This window comes from Bartonella sp. AP9QHHD (assembly GCF_042195625.1).
GTDB lineage: Bacteria > Pseudomonadota > Alphaproteobacteria > Rhizobiales > Rhizobiaceae > Bartonella.
The window spans coordinates 134,183-159,186 of the sequence record NZ_JBHIOP010000086.1 but is presented as its reverse complement, the minus strand read 5'-3'; the positions used below and the strand labels follow the sequence as shown (position 1 = coordinate 159,186).

Annotated in this window: 20 protein-coding genes and 1 tRNA gene; 8 read left to right on the top strand and 13 right to left on the bottom strand. The window is 35.4% G+C overall.

The features are described 5' to 3' along the window. Window positions 1-93 precede the first annotated feature (93 nt). A tRNA-Met gene (locus tag ACFIK4_RS07495) sits at window positions 94-170 on the bottom strand. Between the two features lie 164 nt (window positions 171-334). Between ACFIK4_RS07495 and ACFIK4_RS07490 the strand changes: the two genes are divergently transcribed. Both ACFIK4_RS07490 and ACFIK4_RS07485 read left to right on the top strand, forming a co-directional pair. After that, window positions 335-1,291, top strand: coding sequence for a Gfo/Idh/MocA family protein (locus tag ACFIK4_RS07490; protein ID WP_375675649.1), 957 nt, complete (start codon window positions 335-337; stop codon window positions 1,289-1,291). A 49-nt stretch (window positions 1,292-1,340) separates the two neighbouring features. Continuing rightward, the gene (locus tag ACFIK4_RS07485; protein ID WP_375675647.1) at window positions 1,341-2,459 is read left to right on the top strand and encodes a DegT/DnrJ/EryC1/StrS family aminotransferase; all 1,119 of its coding nucleotides are present in this window, start codon (window positions 1,341-1,343) and stop codon (window positions 2,457-2,459) included. A gap of 324 nt (window positions 2,460-2,783) precedes the next feature. On the opposite strand, the gene ACFIK4_RS07480 is transcribed toward ACFIK4_RS07485, so the two are convergent. From ACFIK4_RS07480 to ACFIK4_RS07470, 3 genes are read right to left on the bottom strand one after another with little or no spacing between them, the layout of a single operon-like run. Next, entirely contained in the window at window positions 2,784-3,050 is a 267-nt protein-coding gene (locus ACFIK4_RS07480) for a hypothetical protein (protein WP_375611955.1), read from the bottom strand. Next, the gene (locus ACFIK4_RS07475; protein WP_375628774.1) at window positions 3,040-3,426 is read right to left on the bottom strand and encodes a hypothetical protein; all 387 of its coding nucleotides are present in this window, start codon (window positions 3,424-3,426) and stop codon (window positions 3,040-3,042) included. Before ACFIK4_RS07475 ends, ACFIK4_RS07480 begins: the two co-directional genes overlap by 11 nt. Window positions 3,427-3,453: 27 nt before the next feature. Then, on the bottom strand, window positions 3,454-4,050 hold the full coding sequence (locus ACFIK4_RS07470) for a DUF1134 domain-containing protein (protein WP_375613340.1): 597 nt from the start codon (window positions 4,048-4,050) through the stop codon (window positions 3,454-3,456). A 214-nt stretch (window positions 4,051-4,264) separates the two neighbouring features. Between ACFIK4_RS07470 and chpT the strand changes: the two genes are divergently transcribed. Continuing rightward, on the top strand, window positions 4,265-4,903 hold the full coding sequence (gene chpT / locus ACFIK4_RS07465; protein ID WP_375675644.1) for a histidine phosphotransferase ChpT: 639 nt from the start codon (window positions 4,265-4,267) through the stop codon (window positions 4,901-4,903). A 223-nt stretch (window positions 4,904-5,126) separates the two neighbouring features. Here chpT and ctrA read toward each other — a convergent pair whose 3' ends face one another. Then, the gene (gene ctrA / locus ACFIK4_RS07460) at window positions 5,127-5,828 is read right to left on the bottom strand and encodes a response regulator transcription factor CtrA (RefSeq protein ID WP_273790819.1); all 702 of its coding nucleotides are present in this window, start codon (window positions 5,826-5,828) and stop codon (window positions 5,127-5,129) included. A 563-nt stretch (window positions 5,829-6,391) separates the two neighbouring features. On the opposite strand from ctrA, the gene ACFIK4_RS07455 reads away from it, so the two are divergent. Continuing rightward, window positions 6,392-6,778 (top strand): flagellar export protein FliJ, encoded by a 387-nt coding sequence (locus ACFIK4_RS07455; RefSeq protein WP_375606932.1) that lies wholly within the window; start codon window positions 6,392-6,394, stop codon window positions 6,776-6,778. 139 nt (window positions 6,779-6,917) lie between these two features. On the opposite strand, the gene ACFIK4_RS07450 is transcribed toward ACFIK4_RS07455, so the two are convergent. After that, a complete protein-coding gene (locus ACFIK4_RS07450; RefSeq protein ID WP_273790817.1) occupies window positions 6,918-7,193 on the bottom strand; it encodes a DUF1153 domain-containing protein in 276 nt (91 codons plus the stop codon). Between the two features lie 390 nt (window positions 7,194-7,583). Between ACFIK4_RS07450 and mnmA the strand changes: the two genes are divergently transcribed. Continuing rightward, the gene (gene mnmA, locus ACFIK4_RS07445; protein WP_375628779.1) at window positions 7,584-8,807 is read left to right on the top strand and encodes a tRNA 2-thiouridine(34) synthase MnmA; all 1,224 of its coding nucleotides are present in this window, start codon (window positions 7,584-7,586) and stop codon (window positions 8,805-8,807) included. 277 nt (window positions 8,808-9,084) lie between these two features. On the opposite strand, the gene ACFIK4_RS07440 is transcribed toward mnmA, so the two are convergent. Further along, a complete protein-coding gene (locus ACFIK4_RS07440; protein WP_375675641.1) occupies window positions 9,085-9,894 on the bottom strand; it encodes a TrmH family RNA methyltransferase in 810 nt (269 codons plus the stop codon). Window positions 9,895-10,659: 765 nt separating this feature from the next. On the opposite strand from ACFIK4_RS07440, the gene ACFIK4_RS07435 reads away from it, so the two are divergent. Continuing rightward, window positions 10,660-11,568: a cation diffusion facilitator family transporter gene (locus tag ACFIK4_RS07435; RefSeq protein ID WP_375628783.1), complete on the top strand. Its 909-nt coding sequence runs from the start codon at window positions 10,660-10,662 to the stop codon at window positions 11,566-11,568. Window positions 11,569-12,860: 1,292 nt separating this feature from the next. On the opposite strand, the gene ACFIK4_RS07430 is transcribed toward ACFIK4_RS07435, so the two are convergent. Beyond that, window positions 12,861-13,700, bottom strand: a complete 840-nt coding sequence (locus tag ACFIK4_RS07430) for a DUF1460 domain-containing protein (RefSeq protein WP_375613345.1) — start codon at window positions 13,698-13,700, stop codon at window positions 12,861-12,863. 758 nt (window positions 13,701-14,458) lie between these two features. Between ACFIK4_RS07430 and ACFIK4_RS07425 the strand changes: the two genes are divergently transcribed. Further along, window positions 14,459-15,679: an MFS transporter gene (locus ACFIK4_RS07425; RefSeq protein WP_375628786.1), complete on the top strand. Its 1,221-nt coding sequence runs from the start codon at window positions 14,459-14,461 to the stop codon at window positions 15,677-15,679. 870 nt (window positions 15,680-16,549) lie between these two features. On the opposite strand, the gene carA is transcribed toward ACFIK4_RS07425, so the two are convergent. Then, window positions 16,550-17,746 (bottom strand): glutamine-hydrolyzing carbamoyl-phosphate synthase small subunit, encoded by a 1,197-nt coding sequence (gene carA, locus ACFIK4_RS07420; RefSeq protein ID WP_375628787.1) that lies wholly within the window; start codon window positions 17,744-17,746, stop codon window positions 16,550-16,552. A gap of 213 nt (window positions 17,747-17,959) precedes the next feature. Between carA and ACFIK4_RS07415 the strand changes: the two genes are divergently transcribed. Next, the gene (locus ACFIK4_RS07415; RefSeq protein WP_375611965.1) at window positions 17,960-18,457 is read left to right on the top strand and encodes a GatB/YqeY domain-containing protein; all 498 of its coding nucleotides are present in this window, start codon (window positions 17,960-17,962) and stop codon (window positions 18,455-18,457) included. A gap of 678 nt (window positions 18,458-19,135) precedes the next feature. Here the strand turns inward: ACFIK4_RS07415 and ubiC are convergent. The 4 genes from ubiC to ACFIK4_RS07395 form a co-directional block, all read right to left on the bottom strand. Further along, complete coding sequence (gene ubiC / locus ACFIK4_RS07410; protein WP_375611966.1) at window positions 19,136-19,642, bottom strand: chorismate lyase; 507 nt, start codon at window positions 19,640-19,642, stop codon at window positions 19,136-19,138. A gap of 1,149 nt (window positions 19,643-20,791) precedes the next feature. Further along, window positions 20,792-21,043: a GlsB/YeaQ/YmgE family stress response membrane protein gene (locus ACFIK4_RS07405; RefSeq protein ID WP_375611967.1), complete on the bottom strand. Its 252-nt coding sequence runs from the start codon at window positions 21,041-21,043 to the stop codon at window positions 20,792-20,794. A gap of 854 nt (window positions 21,044-21,897) precedes the next feature. After that, the gene (locus ACFIK4_RS07400; RefSeq protein ID WP_375613347.1) at window positions 21,898-23,589 is read right to left on the bottom strand and encodes a Na/Pi cotransporter family protein; all 1,692 of its coding nucleotides are present in this window, start codon (window positions 23,587-23,589) and stop codon (window positions 21,898-21,900) included. Between the two features lie 69 nt (window positions 23,590-23,658). After that, a complete protein-coding gene (locus ACFIK4_RS07395) occupies window positions 23,659-24,876 on the bottom strand; it encodes a mechanosensitive ion channel family protein (RefSeq protein WP_375638344.1) in 1,218 nt (405 codons plus the stop codon). Between the last annotated feature and the right edge of the window lie 128 nt (window positions 24,877-25,004).

Here is a 25,004-nt window from a genome sequence, read left to right as displayed (position 1 = left end):
ATTGGTACAAAACCTAGTGTCAAAATATACAAAACCCGCTGGCAAGCTACATACACAAAACCTGCTGGCAAGCTACACACAATAAAAAAGTAATGGTAGCGGAGGAGGGATTTGAACCCCCGACACAAGGATTATGATTCCTCTGCTCTAACCTACTGAGCTACTCCGCCAAAATAAGCAATCATAATTGTCAATAATTACATCTTTTGCGGATATAAGGGGTAGAATAGTAAGATGTCAAGCATCGTTTTTAAGCTTTTCTCTTGTCATTCTATTTTATCCTCGATATGTAAAAGTGTAATTTTCATATGATAAAGTAAGGTAAGGCATGAAAATGGTGCCACGTGTAGCGGTTTTAGGATGCGGTCATTGGGGTGAAAATCATATACGGACACTCCACTCTCTCGGGGCTTTAGCAGCAGTTTCTGATATTGATAATGATCGTGCTGCTAGTTTTGCAACACTGTATGGTGTAGAGGTTGTTACACCAGATGATCTTTTTACTCATCGAGATATTGATGCGCTGGTATTAGCGTTGCCGCCACAATTGCATACGCAAAATGTGCTCCGTGCTGTTAAAAATGGTAAAGATGTTTTGGTGGAAAAACCAATAGCCTTGAATGTTTCTGATGCTAAACGCCAAGTTCAGGAGGCTGAGGCCTATGAGCGAGTTTTTATGGTGGGCCATATTTTGCGTTTTCATCCAGCTTTTGAAAAAATGTGTGAATTGGTGAAAAACGGAGATGTGGGAGATGTGCGATATATTTATTCTCATAGATTAGGCTTTGGAAAATTTCACACACACAGTGATGCTTTATGGGATCTTGCCCCTCATGATCTTTCAATGATTTTGGCGTTGACAGGATGTGAACCTTCCGAAATTCGCGGTGAGGGGGCTGCTGTCGTTGATCAGATTTCTGATTTTTCTCATATTCATATGACTTTTCCAAATGGTGTGCGTAGTCATCTTTTTACTTCACGCTTGAGTTCTTATCGTGAGAGGCGTTTAATTGTTGTTGGAACAAAGGCTATACTCGTTTTTGATGATATGGAACCGTGGAGTCGTAAATTGGCAATGCACCATTTTGCCGTTTGGAAAGAAAATCAAGAGTGGGCTTTTAGCATGGATGAGCTGAATTACATTGATGTTTGTGAAGATTTGCCGCTTACTTGCGAATTACGGCATTTCCTTCATTGTATTGAAACGCGTCAATCACCTCGTACAAATGGTGATGATGCTATTGCGGTTTTACGGATTTTAACAGCTGCTGATATCAATTATGATAGATAAAAGAGATAGGTAGCGCTTTTGCATTCTTGTGATGATCAATGGAGTTAATATGCAATTCATCGACCTTGGGGCGCAGCGTGCGCGTATTGAAGATAAAATTAATTCTGCAATTGCGCATGTAGTCGCTAGTGGTAAGTATATTTTGGGGCCAAAAGTAACGGAATTTGAAGAGAAGTTGGCAGAATATCTTGGCGTTAAACATGTGATTGCATGTGCTAATGGAACAGATGCTTTGAAGATGCCTCTTATGGCTAAAAATATTGGTCCAGGGGATGCTGTTTTTTGTCCTAGTTTTACGTTTTCTGCAACGGCTGAAGTGGTTGCTTTGGTGGGGGCTAAACCTGTTTTTGTTGATGTTTTACCTGATACATTCAATATTGATGTTGAAAAACTTTCTCATGCAATTGAAATGGTAAAAAAAGAAGGACGTCTAAAGCCAAAAGCTCTTATTGCTGTTGATTTGTTTGGGCTGCCTGCTGACTATGTGCAAATTGCTCAAGTAGCAGCAAAGGAAAATCTTTTTGTAATTGAAGATGCTGCTCAATCTATGGGGGGGAGAAGCGATAATACTATGTGTGGTGCTTTTGGTGATGTGGCTGCTACAAGTTTTTATCCTGCAAAACCATTAGGATGTTATGGTGATGGAGGCGCTATGATGACCAATGATGATCATTTTGCAGAACTTTTACGCTCTATTTTGTTTCATGGTAAAGGTGAAACGCAATATGACAATGTACGTATTGGTATGAATTCGCGCCTAGATAGCATTCAGGCTGCAATTTTACTAGAAAAGTTTGCGATTTTTGAAGATGAAATGGAAAAGCGTGTAGAAATTGCTCAACGCTATTCCAATGGCTTAAGAGATATTGTTACAGTTCCAGAAATAGGAGAAAATATTCGTTCTGCTTATGCACAATATACGATTAAGGTAAAAGAACGGGATAAATTAAAAGATTTTTTACAAAAAAATTCTATCCCTACAATGATTTATTATAAAACTCCTTTACATCAACAGCCAGCTTATAAACACTTCCCTTATGTAAAAGATTCCCTTTCTGTTTCAGAGTCTTTAGGAGAGTGTGTTTTAAGTTTACCAATGCATCCTTACTTGACACAAACGGATCAGGATATGATTATCAAAAAAATAAGAGATTTTTATCACTCTTGAGAGCGTGTTTTTATCCTTAAAATTATGGTCAAAGCTTTATTGGTGATCCATCTTAGAAGGTATTTTTTGTTAGAGTGTGTGGCCAATGTTTTGGTATTATTTCCTTTCTAGGACCTATGAAATGTTGTCCTTTAGAGCGGTGATATGATTAGAAAGTGAAGCTTCTAGACAAGAAGATATTTTTTAACAGAACGGTATGGGCTAAGAAACTTTGTCCTTTAGCTTAGCAAAAAAGTCACGTTTAGTAAAAAGGATTTGGGTTATGAAAGTTACAATGAACCTTTGTTGATTTTACTCTTCATTTAAGGTGTTTTAAAAGATAACTTATTTAACAGGGCTTTTGGAGAGAAAAGTTATTTTTTGGCGAATACGTGATGCTAGGTCATTTTTGCTTTTGGATTTTTGAATCAATGTGTTGATGGGTGATGTATTCCCCTCTTGTAGCGCTATTTGAGCTGCCAATGTTGCTGCAAGTTCTTTTGTTTCTTCTCGGAGTTCTTCTAGCAATTGGTGGTTGGCGGTCGTGTCCAGCTCATGAGTTTGGATTTTTTGTAAGCGTTGCTGATAGTGTGCGACTTTTTCACGCATCATTTGTCTTTCCTTTGGAAGTGTATAGTGTGGCGATATTTTGTTTGATTGCTATCGCTTCTTTGGTGAGAGTATCTTTTGTGGGGAGGCATAGCCGATAAAATTGTTCTGTTACTTGGCTCAGTTGTATTTTTTGTTGGACATATTTTTTTTGCAAAAATTCGTACTTTTGTTGGTTGTTTGCTAATTCTACAGCATGTTGTGCACGAAGAAAATCGTGATTTGCTTCTATTTCCGCGAGTGATAATGGCATTTTCGCACAAACATCTTTATACGCAAAATGAACGGCTTTACGCCAAATAAAAGGAGATAAAAGCACCAGTAACCAGGAAGTGAAAGCAACTCCAAGTATAAAAAAAAGAAATGATTGAATAAGCATAATACCCCTTTTCAAATAAGAAACCGTTTAAAACGGATTCCATGTCGGTCTATGTGTTAATTTTAAATATCCTATATTGATACCAAGGCGTGCGCCGACTCCTGTACGTATTGGGATTAACAAGGTATTGTGGTATTTTAGGACATGAAAACCAACACCTGCAATTAAATAGGCCGAACCTGAAATACCACCATAGCGTCTCCATAAATTATTTATGCCATTAAGATTGTAAACTAAGATCATTAAACGGGAGCCTTGGCCGCCAAAATCCCATCCTACTGAGGGACCTTGCCAAAAAACTTTATGTTGACCATAGCTTTTGGTAAAAACCATTCCTTCGCCATAGGTTAATCCAGCAAAAAAGGCACCAGAAGCTTCTTCTCCTAAAATATAGGCATTGGGATAACCGTATTTTGAAAAAATATTTTGAATTGCAACAGCCAGACCACTGGCTGTTTTTCCAAAAAAAATATGACCAGAATCAATAATTTCTTGGAGTGAATAATGAGGTTCGTTTTGCTCTATTGGTTTTAGTCGAGCTTGTGTAGTGTTTATGGTGATGAATAAAAGGAAGATTAAAGATATAATATTTTTGTACCAGTATTTGAGCAGAGAGAGAGCCATGGAGTTTTCTCCTTTTATTAGTGATAAACAAAAAGATAATATTAGAATTTTCATTCTATTCAAATAAAAAATAAGATATAAGGTTATTTAAATTCTTGAATTTATTTCTGAATTTTTTAGCATGATTGTTAATGTTTCCTATTATGCATCAGATGTTAAGAGTTTTTCTTTAAAATAAAGTTTGTTTTTTTGAATCTAGGAGTTTTCAATCATTATGACGTTAGATATTTCTTTGAAGCCTATGGATCTTGCTGCTTTGCTTTGTAGTCGTATTTGCCATGATTTGATTTCACCTGTGGGGGCTATTCAAAATGCAATGGAGCTTTATGATGAAGGAGGAGCTGAAGAAGATGCTTTACAATTGGTGCGTTTATCCGTTGCGAGTGCTGCTGCACGTCTACAATTTGCGCGATTGGCTTTTGGTTTTGCTGGTGCAAGTGGAGGACAAATAGATACACGGACTGCAGAGCAGGTTGCTCAACAATATATGAAAGAAGAAAAAGCAACTTTAAAATGGCAAGCTTCTTCTTTATTGTTAGAAAAAGATGAAGTTAAACTTTTGCTTAATTTATTATTGATTGCAAACGCAACAGTTTCTCGTGGTGGTGAAATTGTTGTTATGATTTTGCAAGAAGAAAATAAACGTTCTTTTCGATTTGAGGTTTTCGGTAGAACTCTCCGTATACCCCCTCATTTTCTTGCGTTATTCCGTGGAGAAGTTCAAGAAGAGCTTGTTGATGCACATGTCATCCAATTTTATTACACAATGTTACTTGCTCAGATGACAGAGATGAAAATAAATATTGATGAAAGTGATGGTTGTATTGTTTTAGAAAGTGTAAAAAAGCTTTGAATAAGAGAGAAGCGCTTAAGCTGTGTTGGGAAAAGTGGCTTCGATTGAACTTATGAGCGATAAGGTTATATGTGTAAATTGGGTGTGGTTACTTCTTAAGCTTTAAGCGCTTTCTATATGAGATTTTTAGTGTGCGAGTTCTCTACTTTTAACAGAGAAAAGATCTCGGGAAAAAATCTCGGCCCGCTACACTCCGAGATTTTACAATGTGCATGTTCACTGCTTAAGCGGTTTTTCGTACGTTCTCTTCAACTGGATCACGTAATACATAACCACGTCCCCAAACTGTATCAATGTAATTTACACTGGAAGAGACTGCTTCCAATTTTTTCCGCAATTTACAAATAAAAACATCGATAATCTTTAGTTCTGGTTCATCCATTCCACCATAGAGATGATTGAGAAACATTTCCTTGGTAAGGGTGGTACCTTTGCGTAAAGAGAGAAGCTCTAACATTTGGTATTCTTTACCGGTTAAGTGAACAGGGCGCCCTGCAACTTCGACAGTTTTTGTGTCAAGGTTAACGGTGAGATCTCCGGTAACAATAACCGATTGTGCATGTCCTTTTGAACGACGAACAACTGCATGGATACGTGCAATGAGCTCATCCTTATGAAAAGGCTTCGTCATATAGTCGTCTGCTCCAAAGCCAAAACCACGAACCTTGTCTTCAATGGCATTCATACCAGAAAGGATTAGGACAGGAGTTTTTATTTTTGCCAACCTTAGAGTCCGCAAGACATCATACCCTGACATGTCAGGCAAATTCAGATCAAGCAAAATGATATCATAATCATAGAGTTTTCCTAAATCGATACCTTCTTCACCCAGATCAGTGATATAAACATTAAAGTTAGCCGACTTTAACATCAACTCAATGCTTTGAGTAACTGCTCTATCATCTTCAATTAATAATACGCGCATTTTAGATCCCTCACTTTGCTCCTTCACGAATCATAAGGAGCATTTCTATTTTATATCAGTTAGCAAAACCACTGTTATAAAAACAATTCATTAAATCAAACACTTATAACAAAGCGTTTATGAACATTTCAGTAGTACGCGTAACAATCACTACTAAATTCCCCACTATCCATGATAGTGGTTAACAAAATATTTTTATTTTTGAAAGAGGCTACAAAATTATTTTAGAAAAATCCTATATTTTTTAACATAATAAAAAAGGAGGGCTTTTTCTATAAACTTTAACTTAAAAAAATTTGTAAAAGAGCTTTATAAATTACTTTTTTACAATTTCAGTGTTTATTTACTGAGCTTTAAACCTCTTCAGTTTATAATGGGGGAAAAGTTAAAGAAATAGTTATTGCTCTTTAAAGCAGATTGTATTTTCAGATGCTTTAATGCAAGGCAAAAATTATTATAATTTCAAGTTAATAGACTGTTTTTGTCGGATAGATATATAACTAAAAGATATTTATTGGGTGTGAATGCGAGTTTTGAGTTGGCGCAATCAAGGAGTAGTGAGTATGAAGCCACGAGAAAATATGGTGCGATTGAGGATGTTTCAAGTGCGTGGAAAGCGCCGTGAAATTGCACAGCTTGAGATGATGATCGCAGAATTTGAACGAATGGTGTTAGAGTTGGAAGCACAGATTACTCATGAAGAACGTAAATCTGGAAACAATGATGTTCACCATTTTGCTTATTCTGCTTTTGCGCGTGCAGCGCGGCAAAGACGTGATAATCTGATCAATTCAATTCGTGATTTAGAACTTCAAAAAACAAATGCTGAAATTGCTCTCCATGAAGCTAATACAGAGCTGCAACGTGCACAGCTTTTGGAAGCACGAGAAAAGAAGATTGCTGCGGATGATAAGGATATTTTGATTCAATCTAATTCAATGGTTGGCTAATTTAATGGCTGGATGATAAAAGCAATTATTGAAAAATCCATTCTTTCAGGTTTATCTTTTGGATATAGTATAAAACAGCCAAACTTTTATCAAGTTTGGCTGTTTTATAGATTGCTTTATGTTATTAATCAATGGCAACTTAATGCCTGTAGTGTTGAATCTTGGTCGTTCGTAATCCCGCTAAACCGTGTTCATCGATTAAACTTTGCCATGAAAGAAATTCTTCTACGGTCAAAGTATAACGGTGGCACGCTTCGTCAAGACTTAACAATCCACCTCTGACAGCCGCAACAACTTCAGCTTTGCGACGAATCACCCAGCGCCGTGTTGTTTGCGGCGGTAGGTCGGCAATTGTAAGCGGACTTCCATCTGGCCCAATAACATATTTCATTTGTGTTTTTATCAAGTTGCTCATTCGTATCCTCTACCTTTAGTCAAGGACTTGATTCGTTTATAGAGCATGAAATTTAAAAAAGAGCTAAAAGCGCTGAAAGAAAAAATTAATAAAGTGATTGGGTATGTAAAAAGAAGCTCAAGTTGAAGTGTGTAGAAGAGATTCTTGCAATATTTTACCGGATTTTTCAAAAGAGAAAAAAGGTTTTCTCCTAAACGATTACCATTATGCCTTATTTCTATCATTCTTTTTTTGTTTGCAGCAGCTTTTAAGAAAGTAATGCCTATGGTTGTGGAAAGGATAAAAAAATAATATAAAGGCAATCAATCGTGTAAAAGTGCTAAAGAGCGTGCATCAGAATGTCAACATATGGCTAGCCATTAAACAGAGCATTAAATAGAGAATGAATACATGTTTTTAAACAGTCTTGATTTACCAGGACAACCTGAGGATTCTCGCATTGTTGTTGCAATGTCGGGGGGGGTTGATTCATCGGTTGTTGCAGGTCTTTTGAAAAAGGAAGGGTATAATGTTATTGGCATTACGTTGCAGCTTTATGATCATGGGGAAGCAACGCATCGGGTGGGGGCGTGTTGCGCAGGACAAGATATTGAGGATGCACGCCGCGTTGCAGAAACACTAGGAATACCGCATTATGTTCTTGATTATGAAAAGCGCTTTCGCGAAGCTGTTATTGATCCTTTTGCAGAAAGTTATGCTCATGGAGAGACCCCAGTACCATGTATTGCATGTAATCAAACGGTTAAGTTTGCTGATTTATTAACAACGGCACGCGAATTGGGAGCAGATGCTTTGGCTACGGGACATTATATTCGTTCGCGTTCCCACGGAGCGCATCGAGCACTCTTTCGTCCTCTCGATAATGATCGTGATCAGAGTTATTTTCTCTTTGCAACGACACAAGAACAGATTGATTATTTGCGTTTTCCACTTGGTGACCTTCCAAAAGCCCGCGTTCGTGAAATGGCAGCAGAAATGGGCTTTGTGGTTGCCAATAAGCATGATAGTCAGGATATTTGTTTTGTTCCACAAGGAAAATATTCAGATGTTATCGCAAAACTGCGTCCAGAAGCAGCTAATCCTGGCGTTATTGTCCATATTGATGGAAAGATTTTAGGTAAACATTCGGGAATTGTTAATTATACGGTTGGTCAACGTCGTGGTATTGGGGTATCAACGGGTGAAGCGCTTTATGTGGTTTATCTCGATGTGGAAAATGCACGTGTTATTGTTGGACCGCGTGAAATGTTAGAAACGCATAAGCTTTTTTTACGTGATGTGAATTGGCTTGGTGATGAGTCGTTAGATAATTTCCCTTCTCAAGGTATTGAGGTGGCTGTAAAGGTGCGTTCAACGCGTCCTCCTCACCTTGCGCGCTTACATTATAAAGAAGGTATTTTTTCCGTTGATTTATTGGAATGTGAAAATGGTGTGGCACCAGGGCAAGCTTGCGTTCTTTATGATGGAAATGGTCATGAGGCGCGTATTCTTGGGGGAGGATTTGTAACACATTCAGAACGTGCAGCCGATACTGAAATGATGTTGAAGCGCGTTTTATGTAATCTCGAAACAAAAGATTCTGTTTCCTCAGAACTAAAAACAACAGCTTTATAAAGCATAGTAAATTGATTTATAATGATATCTTTTAACCTTAAACTTGAATGAGAGACTTCCGGAAGATTTTCTCATTGAAAGTTTGTTTTATAATTGAATCCATCAACATTATATTTTCTGCACGTCATAAGTGGGGTTAGGGTGTGAAAAGTGATGAAAAAAATGTAAAAATGTTTTTTATCAATGCTTTCAAAGGCTAGGGAACGGCAATATTATTGAAGACTGGTAGATAACATACAACATTAGGTATGTTCTATAACTTGAAGTGTTATCATCTTTAGTGGTCAAAGTTGGTAAAATGAGCAAGTGCAATACCTGAGGCTGTGGCAACATTAAGGCTGTCAAAACCGTCAGTCATGGGAATACGTAAGGTGTTTGATTGTTTTAGTATGTGGAGTGGTAAGCCATCGCCTTCTGTTCCAAAAATAAGTGCTATTCTTTTGCTTTTGTTGGCTTGTTTGAGAGTGTGTGAGGCAGAAGGGGAGAGTGCATAAAGATGAAAGTTTTCATCGTTTAGAGCAGCTATAATGTCATCTATATCAGCGTTTTGCGTATAGGGTACTTTTAAAGCAGCGCCGGCAGAAACTCTTATTGATTTGCGATAAAGTGGATCGCATGAGGTTTTGTCGACAATAATGCCATTACTGGCAAAGGCTGCTGCATTACGAAAAATTGATCCCATATTATCGTGATTCGAGATACCACATAAAACAAGAATCAAAGCTTTTTCTGGAAGATATTGTAAAAAACTTTGTAAGGGTGGCAGTATTTTGCGTTTACCAATACCCAGAACACCACGATGAACATGGAAGCCGGTGATATTATCCATAACTTTTTGTGGAACGCAATAAATGGGACATAGAGGCTGTGTTTTTTCTAAAAGCGGTAGAAGTCCAGAGAGACGGTTTGCTACGATGAGCAGTGAGATGGCAGAAAACTCTTTCGAATGTAGTAATGCGGACAATGTTACTTTGCCTTCAGCAATAAATTGATGTTGCCGTCCAACAAGATCTTTTTCACGGATATTATGATAGGCTTTTAGGCGTGGATCATCTGTTTCATTGATTGTTATGATATTCAAATGCATGCGAGATTTTTAGTGCTTTTTTCTTATGATTTCCAGATGTTAGAATTTGTTTTATTTAAAAAGAAGAGATAAAAAAATATTTCTTAAAACTTATGGTAGAATTTATGTTGACAATATACAACCATAGGTATAATGTAAAAATACTGATACGGAATCATATATTTTTCTTGTATCGGGTGCAGTGTCTTGGGTCCCCGCTATTTCCCAAGTTCTGTATGCCCTTAATTTCTAAGGGAAAAGAATCTGGGTCCCCAATGCCCAGATTCTTTTTTTTGAGGGTAATCATTGTTCTTCTTTTTATATCTAAATTTTTTAGTAAATCATATTTTAAAATCCTATTGACCTGTAAGATTACCGTAGAGTGCTAAGATATTTTTTCTAAGGTGCAAAGATGGCTTATAGATGGGTTATAATGCACATCATAAGACTGAAAAATAATGCATGATCATGATAGATTTGAGCAAAAACAAGTTTTTCGTTTATGAGAAGTGAGATGGCTTTAAGTTATTCAGAAAACGATTAATAATGAAGGTTATGTGTTTGATTGCTCTTGGGAAAACTCTTCTTTCTATTATTTTCTCTCTTCTTTATTTATTGGTGCTGTTCGTGTAACTGAGCAGTTTTTACGATAATAATGGTGAGCTGAGGCGTTTATTGTATGATGAAGCTTCTGTAATATTGAGGAAAGATCGTCGTTATGCCAAAAGTATCATGATATGGTTGAAAATATTAATTCCCTATTTCGTGAAGAAAAGGATGAGGTTCATGGATGTAAAAATCAATATACAAAGCTTAACTTTATACTCTATTTTTATTGCGTGTATTGTTTTTGCTTTGAAATATTGGGCATATCACATCACAGGTTCGGTTGCACTTTATTCTGATGCATTGGAATCAATCGTTAATATTCTTGCGTCATTAGCAGCATGGTGGGCTGTTAAAGTGAGTATGAAGCCAGCAGATCATGATCATCCCTTTGGGCATCATAAAGCGGAATATTTTTCCGCAATTCTTGAAGGGGTACTCATTATTATTGCGGCAATTGTTATTTTAAGAGAAGCATGGATAGCTCTTTCTACCGTTAAATTGTTGCAGAAGCCTGGAATATGGCTTGCTATTCATCTTATTGCAACTGTCATAAACTGTATGTGGGGAATGGTTCTTATTGGGCAGGGAAAACTCCATCGCTCACCGGCTCTTAAAGCTGATGGAGTACATTTTATAACTGATGTTTTTACGTCGCTTGCAATTTTAATTGGTTTGATTGCTGGTTTTGTCGGAGGATGGGGAGCTTTAGATCCAATTTTAGCGATAATCGTTGCCGTTAATATTCTCTTACAGGGCTGGAAGGTGATTAGAAGTGCTGTTCAGGGATTAATGGATGTTGGCGTTGAATTGAATGAAAGCATGCGGATTCGGGAGCTGATTTCTGCAAATGCATCGGGTGCGCTTGAGGTCCATGATTTACGGACGCGTGTTGCTGGGAGGGTTACTTTTATAGAGTTTCATTTGGTTGTGCCTGCTATAATGCAGGTAGGAGAAGCACATAAAATTTGTGATAAAATCGAAGCTGTTCTTCAAAAAGAATTTGATAATGTGCGTATTTCTATTCATGTCGAGCCTGAAGATGAGGCAAAATTGCCTCCTGGTACAACGGTGATCCCTTTTATATAAAAAGATTTTTTCAAATTGTCTGTTATGTTATAAGGGCTGTTTTTTTATGATGGAGCGATTCATACCTTTCGAAAATACGATGATGCTCTTTTGTTCATTTTATTTTTGCATCAATCAAGTATACAAGGTTAAACAGAGTATTTAAGGCAAGATTTATTCTATTTCGTTAAAACACTGTCATTTAAGGTGTGGTGAGATAAGGCATATAAAATTGATCTATTAAGTGTTTTTAGAGTATGGAGTAAATATTCAAAATAGGACTTACCGCTGTATTCTTTTGTAAGTGAATCTCATGAAATGGTTAGCAGCTTAAATCCACTTAAGAGAACGGATTGTTTACAGACTTTCAGGAGTAGATGTTTCGTCTCTTAGGGCGAAGAGGAGTGAAGCCTTCGTAATAAGTTTAATGAGATTTAATTATAAATTTTATATAAAAGTTATGAATAGGGTTTTAAAGTTTGTGATCATAGATTAATCATCATTATTGTTGCTAATAAATGTATTGTTTTATCGATACAATGGATTCTGTTTAGAGTGTTCTTTATTGCATGAAGGATGGGGACTCATTAAAGAATGAAAAAAAATAATGCTCATGTCTCTACTCTTTGAAGGATATTATTGTCGTTGCTGTAGAAAATCGCAAAGCTGAACTAAAGAATGATGCTAAAGATAGAAACTGGTTTTAATTGATGCTTTCATATTTTCATTCCAATCTGGCATCAAAATTTTACAAGGACTCGTACAGTATTGGTGCATCCTAATCATAAATATGCTTCTACATTAGAGCTATTTTAATTGATAGACAATAACAAAAAGCAAAGACTTTATAAGGAAAACAATGCTATACAGTCAAAAATTTATATGCAATAAATTAGAGAGGTAGATTGAATTTTTATAAAATACTTTATGAAACAACACCAAACATATCTGGCTTTACTTTTACTTATTTTTACAAACGTTCGTTTGTGTTTTTTGCGTTATATTCGTAAAGATCAGATTAGCGGTAATCTAAAGATAACTCTTGGTTGAGAATATGAAAGGAAAGCGTGATACTATAATAGAGTCTTTTCTGTCTTTAATCTTTCAACCAGTAAAAGTGATTACAAATCCGTGATTTCTCCAAAAATGATTTTGTCATACCTATAAACAAAGTTAGATCAAAACGACTTTTTTCTCTTAAAACTGTAAACAAATATATTGTATCCGTATAGCTTGAACGAAGTTAGATGTTTACCTGAATAACGACAGTATATATTTTAAGAATAGAGAAGATATTTCATATCGCTATGATGTTATTCAAGAGCTCTTAAAACAATGATTCCTGGTGTTTTTTCAACATAATTCATAAAAGGAGAATCAACGACTTTTTCGTTTTCTTTTCGTGAAGAAGCATTTCTTAACATTGGCCCTTTATCTGTCATGATAAAGAAGCCCACATGTGTTACATCCAATCCAGCAAGTTTCGTATAAATACCAATGAAATCACCAGACTGTAAACGACCTATAACCTCCTCATTAATAAAGTTACTTGGAATATACGTTATCGTGCGTTTCACAACTGGCAACCCAGGTAGATAGCTTTCACCATCAGCTTTTTTGTTGAGATATTTTTCTATTTTTACCGCATGGGGACTTATTTCAGCGGTAATATCAGTGGCGAGTTTATATTCTCTATAAGCCCAATCTGTAAAAAAATGTTTCCGATTTAAAAAATGAACATTACCGTTAATATAACGTGTTTTTATGACGTTATTTATGAATTCTGTTTGGGATGTTGATTTGCGCAATGCTTCAACATAATCCAGATAAGTGAAGCAATCTAAGCCTCTAAAGTCAATAATCAGTTTTTCTGGTGTATTTTCTGAGCCATGTAACATATTTGCTTGGTAAGGTGTCCCTAAAAAAGCTTCAGAAAGAAAGTCAATTAGTGCCCCTTTTTCCTGATAATTTGTTTCTGAACGTTTTTTGAGAAGAGTATTTAATTTATTTAGAGTATAGGGATCTAGGTTTACGTTGGTTGTTTGTTGTGTTTTTATTTTATTTTCTAAAATACTCTCTTGTGAATCAGAATCCTGAACATCACATCCTGTTACCAACATTAATATGAGAATTAATAGGGATATTTTTCGCATTTTATACACCATTTTTGAATTAAAAATTCATGACGAACTATTTCTAAAAGTGCTATTTTTTTAAATGCTTATCATGATCATCGTTAGATTTAATGGTAGCATACAATCATTAAGAGTATCAATGAATATAAAGATAAAATAAGGTTCCACAAATTGCAAGCGATATGAATATTTTCTAAGATTATAGAATTAAAGAACTTTCTCTATAATATACTTATTTTTTAATCAAAATTATTGTCAAATAAATACTTTTAAAAATATGATGAGCTTTTTACGTTGTTAAGCTATTCTGGTAATGCTGCTTTAACCTTATAGCATATTCTGAGGGTAAGAAAATTTTTTAAGAGCTTATCTTTTAAAAGGTTTCAATTACTATAGTATATCTAACGTATCTGATGGAATTGAGATTCCTGAAAACGGTGGGATGAGAGGGGGAAACGATGTCTGATAAAATTCATCATAATGTCTCTAAAACTATTGGAAATACTTTGTGTTTCATGAAATTTTGTTCATGAGTTTGTCGCACAAATATTTTGTTCGTATAATGCAAAAAAATTTTTATTCTTTGACAATGAGATAGCAATTAAATATATACCAATTAAAACGTAATTTTATAGTTTTATCTTGACTCTTACTTAAATTTTTACTTTGTTATTATTTTGTATGTGAAAAGTATACGGTATAGAATACTTTTAAAAGGAAACGGGAGTTAAAAGAGAGCGGGGGAGTCATTGTATGCGTAAAATAGTGTGTATGTTATGCCAGACCAAATGCTCAATCCGAAATTTGTTCAGCGTGGGCTCGTTTTAGTGTTCATCACTTTATTGTTAGATATTCTTTGTATTGCGATCATTTGTCCTGTTTTGCCTGAATATTTTTCTCAATTAACTGGAAAAGAGGTCAGTACATCTTTTGTAGAAAGAGGAAAATTACTTGCAGCTTATTCAGTGATGCAGTTTTTGTTTGCTCCTGTTATTGGCAATCTCTCTGATCGTTATGGTCGTCGTCCTATTTTGCTTCTCTCTATTATTTGCTTTGCTCTTGATAATCTCATATGTGCTATAGCATGGAGCTATTCTATGTTATTTATCGGGCGTCTTTTGTCAGGGATAAGTGGCGCTAGTTTTGCAACTTGTACAGCTTATCTTGCGGATATATCTGATGATAAAACCCGTACACGCAATTTTGGTTTGTTAGGCATTGCATCCGCATTGGGGTTTATTTTAGGATCGTTTATTGGTGGTTTTTTAGGTCAGTTTGGTCCGCGTATTCCGTTTTATTTTGCTGTTGGTTTTTCACTCATTAATTTTATTTTTTCTTGGGTTATGCTTCCAGAAACCCTTTCTTTATGGAATAGGCGCTTTTTTGATATTAAGCGGGCAAATCCCTTAGGTGCTTTTTGGCATCTGAAACAATACCCGATGGTTCTTTGGGTGTTATTGGTCTTTTTTCTTTATTGGTTTGCGGAATCTGTATGGTTAAGCATTTGGGCTTTCATTGCAAAAGAACGCTATGATTGGAGTTCTTTTTCTATTGGACTCTCCTATAGTGTTTTTGGGATAGGCCAATTTATTGTAGTCGCTCTCATTTTGCCTTATTTTTCTAAACGATGGAGTGATTGGCATATTGTTATAGTAGGGCTTTTGTTTGCCTCTGTTGCTATGCTGGGTTATACATTTGCGACGCAGGGGTGGATGGTTTATATGGTTTGTGTGTGTACTATGCTTGAGTATCTTGTTCATGCACCTATACGTGCTATTGCTTCAGCGCAGGTACCGACAAATGTACAAGGAGAACTGCAAGGAGCGATGACATCTGTTATTTCGTTGAGTTTAACATTTGGTTCTGTTTTTTATGTGTTTCTTTTTGAATGTTTTACAGATAAAAATGCACTGTTTTATTTTTCTGGTGCTCCTTTTGTTGGAGGCTTTTTTCTTCTTGTTGTTGCGACAGTTATTTTTGTCTTGCGGGTACGTTAATTTGTTGAGAGGGGCTGGTACGTACTATTTTGCTAGAGAATGCACAAGATAAACAAAATGTATCATTTTATAGGCAGAAAGTTTTTTGTGATATTTGTTTCACAAAGTGTTGTATAGAATATCGATATATCCTTCTCATTTAGTGAAAATAATTTTTTTATTTTGTGATATTGTTTGTATAGGGGAGACCGTATTTTTTCTATTGCTTGCAAATTAATATCCAGTGCTAATGTAGCAGCATATTGAAAAAAAAAGATTAAAACGTATCTGAGTTAGATGTATCAGTATTGTATGAACAATTCCAAATTTTATATGGCAAATTGGAAGTAAAATATTGCTTATATTTGTTGGCATCATTTCTGGAATCGAAAGACAACCTCATTTTGGAAGAATATAACGTTGTAAAATTGAAAAGATGTTTTCTGTTTTGCGATTACTTTTTTATTCGACTTTACAGTTTTCAAAACCATCTACGGCAATATCTTTTAAAAAGTAGAGATTTGTTGCACTGTCTCACACTTTAATTTTTTTATTCTTTAGGAGGGATTATGTTTCTCATGCACAATAGAATGCTTAAAATTGTATTGTGAATCAAATGCTTATTTGAATATTAGGCACTTTACTCTTTTTAAAAATGGTTTTTATCGACCCACTTATCTTGCTTGGGGGGAGAAACCAATGATTTTGATGGATACGACCTTAAGAGGAGAGGAATGAGAAAAATTTAAGCTATTCAGAGCGCTCTTTTTAGTTTTAGAATGATCAATAAGAATATTTATTCAATAAGTTGTAGGTATAAAAATAATATAATTGTGCGTAGGAAGATGATATAATTTAAAGGAGAGAAGTTAAAAGGTGAGGCTTTTTATTTTAAGATATTTTTTTATAATTCATAATGAGATCACTAAAATGCTGAAAGAGGTAGTGGCTATCTTGTGGTCCAGGAGAAGCTTCGGGGTGATATTGAACAGAAAAAACAGGTTTTCCAATGATTCGAATACCACAGTTTGAACCATCAAAGAGAGAAATATGTGTTTCTTGAACATGTTGTGGTAAAGAGGAAGAATCTACGGCAAAACCGTGATTCATCGATACAATCTCAACTTTTCCAGTGTTAAGGTCTTTAACTGGGTGGTTGGCACCATGATGTCCTTGGTGCATTTTCACGGTCTTTGCACCAACCGTAAGAGCGAGAAGTTGATGACCAAGACATATTCCAAAAATTGGTAAATTATGATCAATTAATGTTTTGATTGTTGGAATGGCATATTGAGCCGTAGCTGCGGGGTCTCCTGGTCCATTAGAAAGAAAAACGCCATCAGGGTTTATTGCCAGAATTTCTTTTGCAGTTGTGTGAGCAGGCACAACAGTAATGCGTGCTTTTTGTGTTGCCATAAGGCGAAGAATATTACGTTTAATACCGTAGTCAATTGCAATGATATGAAGATTGTGCACATTGTTTGTACCGTATCCTTTATTCCAACTCCATGGTTTTTCATTCCATTGCATTGATGATTGAGATGTCACGTCTTTCGTAAGGTCAAGATTGACGAGACCTTGCCATTTTTGCGCACGTTTCTTTAAAGAAGGAATATCAAAGTTTCCATTAGCATCGTGTGCAATGACAGCATTTTGTGCACCTTTTTCACGAATAAGAATTGTGAGTGCACGTGTATCAATACCACAAAGTGCAATAATTTTACGCGTTTTAAGCCATTGATGAAGATTTTCATTGGATCGATAATTTGAGGGATGTGTAATGTCTGCTTTGAAAATAGCGCCAACAGCACCATGACAATTGAGAGGAGAGAGATCTTCAATATCTTCGCTATTTGCCCCTACATTTCCTATATGAGGAAAAGTAAAATTAACGATTTGTTGTGTGTATGACGGGTCTGTGAGGATTTCTTCATAGCCTGTGATGGCGGTGTTAAAACACACTTCAGCTTCAGCTATACCTGTAGCACCTGCTCCTTTGCCTTCAATAACGGTTCCATCTGCTAAGACTAAGAGGGCTGTCGGTTTTTTGATACTCCAAGGGTGGCTGGGTGAAGTCGCTTGTATCATAGTATGTATCCACAATTTATTCTCTGAAAGGTATAATGATCAACTTTACACAAAAATCATACCTTTAGCAGATGCTGTGTATATTATTCTGGTAACGTTTCGCTTGAAGTAGGCAGTATAAGTACATTCCATGAAGAGGTAAAGTCTTGTTTTAGCTTTTCGAAGATCGAGTCCTTAATTATTTTTTATTCTCCATTGCAAGATGGATAAAGATTGGTTAAAAGGCATCTTCTTCTTGAACAAAAATTGGATAAATTTATGTTGCGTAACCAGATTGATGGGGCTCTTAGGGCTGCTTTGAAAGCGCAAGATAGTGCGCGTCTTGCTACACTTCGTTTAATGAATGCTGCAGTTAGGGATCGTGATATTCTTTATTATGATGAAGGGAAGCTAGAAGTGGATGATCAGCAGATACAGTCTGTTTTCACTAAAATGCTTCAACAGCGTGAAGAATTGATGCGAGCCTATAAAGAGTCTGGTTGCTTGGAATTGGCAGAGAGAGGACAAGCAGAAATAGAAGTTATTCGTGAATTTCTTCCCTATCAACTTAAGGAGATGGAAGTAGAACAGGTTCTTTGTGAAGCTTTGGCACAAACAAAGGCAGAAAAATTACGCGATATCGGTAAGGTGATGGCATGGCTTAAGGAACGGTATGCGGGGCAAATGAATTTTTCTAAAGTGTGCAATAGTCTTCGTCAAAAATTGCAATAGATCTTGTTAATTCAAGGGGATTGGAAAATATTTTTTATTGTGCGTCGCCTTTGTAAGTCAGTAGGATGTTGATAAATATCATTTATTTTTTATATACATACTATTATCAAAAAAATATTTTTTTGATATCAACGAAATTTTTTTGGCTCTTATAGAGCAATAAACATTCTTTTAAGTATTATATTTTTCTGTTCTTCAAAGCTGTTAGACCATTAAAAAACAAAAAGATTATAGAGTTTTTACTTTTTTAAAAAGATCTATTGTCAGCACTGTTAAAAATTTTAAAACAGAATGATTAAGCTAATTGATACAGATTTCCAATTTTGGGGAGTGTATTATTGTCTTTTTTGCTGTTTCAAAGCATTTGTTTGATAAAGAGTTACCGTATTTTAGAGTAGTGATTATTCAGCAAGAAATTTAAATATAGATGGTTTTATCAATATGGTGTGTATCTTTTTAATTCAAGTGCTGGTTTTAATGATAAGAAAATCAGAATTTTAGAACGTTTTTTCTAGGGAAGAGATTTTTTAAGCTGAGTTGATGAAATAAAAGGATATTTTGAAAAGAAATCTTTGTTTTTAATGTGTTCTTGAGATAATTTTGAAATTCTTTTCTCTGATTAAATCCCTTATAAGCTATATGAAATCTATAAGTTATGCAGAATAAAATGAGTAACCTCTATTTGTGGGGATACAGTGGTGAATCTGTTAAAAATAGTTCAGTTAGCAACAATGGCTTACCCGTTAACCGCAAACGGGAACGGCGTGCCCATAGCGCACCTTGTTGACCAATATGAATGTAATCGCGGGTTAATTTGTCATTGTTAAATAAATAATGTCCTAGAGGTACAGTTCCCAAATGCATCAAGGCTTGATTGTGTAGGAGGGTTTCTTGTGGAATTACAGTGCGTCCAAGGAGCCAAGGTTTATTATCTCCCATTAATATGACTTCGCGTAGCCAATAACGCGCATTTTCGGGGAGATGCTCTGCTTCTTCTGTTAATTTATCTCGCGTAATAAAACATTCGCGTTGTGGTTGAACTTGGAGGCAGGTACAATATTTCTTTAATCGAAGCGTCATTGAGCCCGATTCCATGAGCCAATCGCGAACATTTTCTGGTATTGGAGGATTTTGATCAGAGAACCACTTTAGAGGTGGTAAGATGGAATCTTCAAGATCAGACATCGTTTTACTCCACAGCTAAAGTCTTATTCCATATGTTATGTTGGGTTAAATAGATAGCTCTATTGTAATACAAGGAGTATAAAAGCAGCAAGATTTTAACAGGAAGATATCAAAGGGAAAATCGAAAGCAAAGGTCTTTAAAAGAAGATATGCAGGAAGTATATATTATAGGATTATTTTCATTTAAAAAAGCAAAATAAAGTATTATGTTTTGTTCAAGGCGCTTTCACAATGCATTACGGAAATTTCTTTATCGCATGAGAGCAATGGGAAAAATGTTTCGTGCTTTAAAATTCGTTTGTAACGCATATAAAGAAGAGCTAAAAATTCATCTATGCAAGATGATATAAAGAGGAAATTTTAAGAGGAACAAAACTTTATTTTATACTTTAGAAAGAGAAGAGATATTCAAATCTTTTGAATTGAGATGTAAAGGAGATCGTATTCTTTATAATCAAGAAGTTTATAGTAATGCATATATTTTTGCAAAATATATTATATTATTAAAATTTTGAAATATTACATCACATAATGTGTATTAATTTTATAATAAATTTGCATTAATATTATTAATTTTTACTTATATATTTTTATTATTAAAAATAAATTTAAAAAAACACATTATAATTTAATTTTCATATTTATTTTAGATACTATTTTATTTCATAGATTAGAAAAAATATTTATCATTTTATTCTTGCCGTCTCTCTTTATTTCTTAAGAATGTAAAAGAGCGCTTCGAGTTTTTCGGTAAAAAGGGTATTGTTGATAGAGTGTATAGGTGTTAAGCATTATACGGTAGAATTTTTAATCATCGTTAGTGATTTTTGTAACCTTATGAATTGTTATTACAGTGAGATATGCTGGATTTGCGCACGTGGTACATAAATCAGTTCGTATTTCGTTAAAATAACGCAACATATCTCTCCTGATATGCGTAAGTTTATATAGGTATGAAATGGTGCGTTATAAAGTTCTTTACTGCATTTCGTTTTATAATACGGTGATGGTGTATGCCTAAAATCGCAGCTTAAGCATCTCACCATCATATCAAAATTGGTAACACCAAGTTACAAGAAAATATTTCAAACTCTGCTAGTTGTTTCCTAGTTTTGTATTGAATTCCAAAAGGTGTAAAAAATAAATACTCTATGATCGAATTTTTTGTCCTATCCATATAAGAATACAGGCTCCTATAAAACCTGAAATAAGATAGCCAAGCCAACCAGCAAAACTTACACCTAAAAGACTAAAAAGAAAGCTTGCTAGCGCAGCGCCAATAATTCCTAAGATAATATTTAACAATATTCCTGTTTGGCTTTTCATAATATACTGTGCTGCCCAACCTGCAATCCCGCCGATAATAATAGCAGCAATCCAACCGATGTTTGCATTTTCCATGATACCCTCCTTTGCCTGAATTTAAATTGTAACTAGAGTAAACTTTGTAAAAATCAAGGTTTATTCCTTTTTTAACCAGTGGAAAGGATATTTCTTTTAGATATTTTACTTATTACTTTCCTTTATATAAAAATAATATTCACATTTATATCATAATAATACTTAATAAGTATAAATATACAACATATTTTAATTTATAAATAAATTAATTAATTGATAAATATGAATAAAAGAAGAAAATATTAGTAGAAATGTTCTAAGAACTCATAAAGTGTATTTATAAGCTTTTTAAATCTCTCTCTTACATTAAAAACAATTGTGATTAAAGCAATAAGTAAAATGGATATTTAAAAGTTTGGAGCTTGCCAATTGATATCAATGATGTTTGAAATGAAAACTGTTTCGTTGATACGTTATAGCATGGCTGTATAGGTTGAACCTCTACCAATCTTGATATAAATATTGCATTTTTGTGGGGTTTTGTATTTCTTATAGAGTATTTCTGTTTCGCTGCTACTGTGAAGCGGTTCCCTTTTTACAAGGCGGGTTTAGGTTGGAACTATCATACTCTTGACCTACTCTTTATGTGTTTAACAGTCTTGGCTTTGAGATGGTTAGGCATTTTTACGTCTTTCTTCAAGAGTTCTATTCTACATGCTGCTTTGTTTGTAATGTGCAAGCAGATGACTTTGAGCAATTCATCATGTATAGATTTTAAATGAAAGAAACTTACGATGCAGAAAGCTCATTTAAATTGTCGAATAATAAGATATTTTGATTAAATCAATATCTTGACCATATTCAAAATTGAATAATCGATGTGATGTGTGTTTTATTCAAGTTATTTGAAAGGTTTAAGTTTTTTCTGTTTGTTCTTCAGCAGGGTTGCGTAGACGAGAACTTTGAAGAAGTCCCTGTTCTTCTAAAATGGGGTAGATCATTGAGGTCAAAAGAGAGTTGATTTGTTTGAGGTCGCGCACAGTGTCGAGATGAAGACTGGATGATTCTACATTTTTGAGATCCCCTTCACGCAGACGTTTAAAATGTTTTAAACTCATCTCTTTTTCTAAGTTTCGTAGTTGATCTTTTTTTTGTACCAATAGGTGTGCAGTGTGTGTATCACGTGAGACGAGAACGTTAAATGCTATATGCGCGTTGGCTAGTACAATGGCGTGGAAACGAAGGAGGTCACTCCAGCCCTCGCTGCTGAACTGTAAACCTTTTTGTTGTTTCTTTTTAACCAGCATCAACATATTATGAATAATGATATCGCCTGCTTGGTCTAATTTTATACAGGCACCTAGAAGTTCTTGCGTTTGAAGAGCTTCTTCGTCAGATAATTTTTGTCCCGCTAATCGTGCAAGATAAAGTTTGATGGCGATATGTTTTTTGTCCAATATGGTGTTGAGTTGGTTGAGTTCACGAATAATATTGGGATCAGGCTTTTCATAAAGTCCCATAATTTTTTCTAGCATGATGTCTACAAGATCACAAATATGAATGACTTCACGCATGACATTCGAGAGGGCGAGAGTTGGGCGATCAAGAACACTGTCATCAAGAGCTGTTTGATCGGATAAATTGAGCGTTTTGTCGGCTTGCATTTTTTTTGCACTTATATTCACGATCTGAGTGGTTAATTTTAAAACCCATTTTGAAAGCGGTATTCCAGCAAGGAGAATGAAAACATTAAAAATGATATGGGCGTTGATTACTTGAGTAGGGGCGTTATTGCCAAGCCATGTGATGGGAGGGTGAAAGGAGAGAAATAAGATAAGTATAAGGATTGACCCTGCCCCACGCATGAGTAAATTTCCTAAGGGAACGAGGCGGGTATTAGGAGAGGCGTTGCGCGTTAAAAGTGGTGCTATAAGAGAAGAGCCAAAGTTGACACCAAGAACCATGACAACACAGAGTTGCGTATGGATAAGATCGTAGTTGGCAAAATTGACCAGCAAAATGATTCCTGCAATGGATGAATGTAAGAGGTAGGTTAAGCCAGCAGCCAACAAAAAAGTGGAAATAGGATCGGTTGAAAGATAACGAATGATGCTAGGCAAAATTTCGCTTTCACGTAAAGGTTCTGTCGCGGTACTTATCATCTCTAAAGATAAAATCAAAAGACCAATACCGATGACAATACGTCCTATTTGACGCCATTCACGTTTTTCTGTTGTCATGAAGATACAAGTGCCAATTAAAAGACACAAGGGTACAACAAGAGTGAGGTCATAGGTGAGAATTTTTACAACGATTGCTGATCCTAATTCTCCTCCACGTACAGCCATAAGTCCTGCTACTCCAGAGACAAAACCAGATTCAACGAAAGAGCCAACGAGGAGTGTTATTGCTGTAGAGCTTTGTAAAATCATTGCTGTAAAAAGCCCAAAACTTACGGCAAACAATGGTTTTGAAACGACGTGGCACATTTTATATTTAAGTCTGTCACCATAGGCGCGTTCAACTCCTGTGCGCACCATGCGTGTGGCCCAGAGAAGTAAAGAAATAGCGCCGGCAAGATGAAGGAGTACCAATGAACCATTCATGATACTTTATTCTTTCTTTGTTGTTGTGAATGTGGTTGCCTCAAATTAATAAATTGAAGTTTATTGTTTTTATTTCACTTTTGCTTTTAATACTTGATTAAAATCATAACCGCTTGGATTTTGAAAAACCTTTAGACCGAAACAGGGCAGAATGGAATAAAGGTGATCAAAGATATCGCCTTGAATTTGTTCATAGTCGATCCAAACGGTGGTGTTCGTAAAGCAATAGATTTCTAAGGGTAAACCATTTTCTGTAGGAGGTAATTGCCGTGCCATGAGGGTCATATTAGGGTTGATGTTTAGATGCTGTTGTAGATAAGCAAAAACATAAGCACGAAAAGTTCCAATGTTGGTTAAACGGCGCGTATTGGCTAAGACATCATGATTTTTATCTAATTGAGCGTTCCATTGTTCGATTTCTTCTACTTTTTGCGTGAAATAACTTTCTAATAAATTAAATCGGGAAAGATATTTTTGTTCTTCTTTTGTGAGAAAATGGATACTTGATTGATCAATAAAAAGGGAGCGTTTGATGCGTCTGCCACCCGATTCTTGCATTCCACGCCAATTTTTAAAAGGGTCGGTCACAAGTTTACGGATAGGAACTGAGGTGATGGTGTTGTCGAAATTTTGAACTTTAACAGTATGCAAGGCAATTTCAATAACATCACCATCGGCACCGAGATTGGGGATTTCAATCCAATCCCCAACACGAACCATATCAGTGGATGAAATTTGAATACCGGCAACGAGAGAAAGAAGCGTATCTTGAAAAATTAACATGAGAACCGCGGCCATTGCACCAAGACCGGAGAAGAGAATAAGAGGGGAACGGTCAATCAATGTAGCGACCATTAAAATTGTTGCAACAGCAAAAAGTGCAATTTTAGCAATTTGAATATAACCTTTTATTGGTTTTAGTCGTGCTGTTGGTCGTTGTTCGTAAAGGATGTTAATGACATTGAGACAGGAAGAAATTGTCAGGACGACAAAGAAGATAATGAAGGCGTTGGCAACATTACTGATGACAGTGCTAAATGCATCGGGCAATGTTGAGATAAAATTAACACCAATTGAAAGAATAAAAGCTGAAATGATATCCGCTATGTATTGAATAGCATTATTAATATCGATCGTTGTATTTTTGGGGAGAAAAGAAGAGAGTTTTTTTGCTCCGTGAATAAGTAATTTTCGTCCTAGAAAGTTCACTAAAAGGGCAGCTATAGTAAGAATAACAAGCCAAGAAATAGCCTCTAACCACGGATATTGAGCAATAAATTCGATCACTTTTTATTCTCCATTTCTAAAAATATATGCAGTTGAGGGTTTAAAATTTTACAACTGCTTAAGAGGAAGTATTGGAATTATGCTCTAAAGTCGTTAAATATGCAAAAAAGAATTTTCAAACTCTGTGA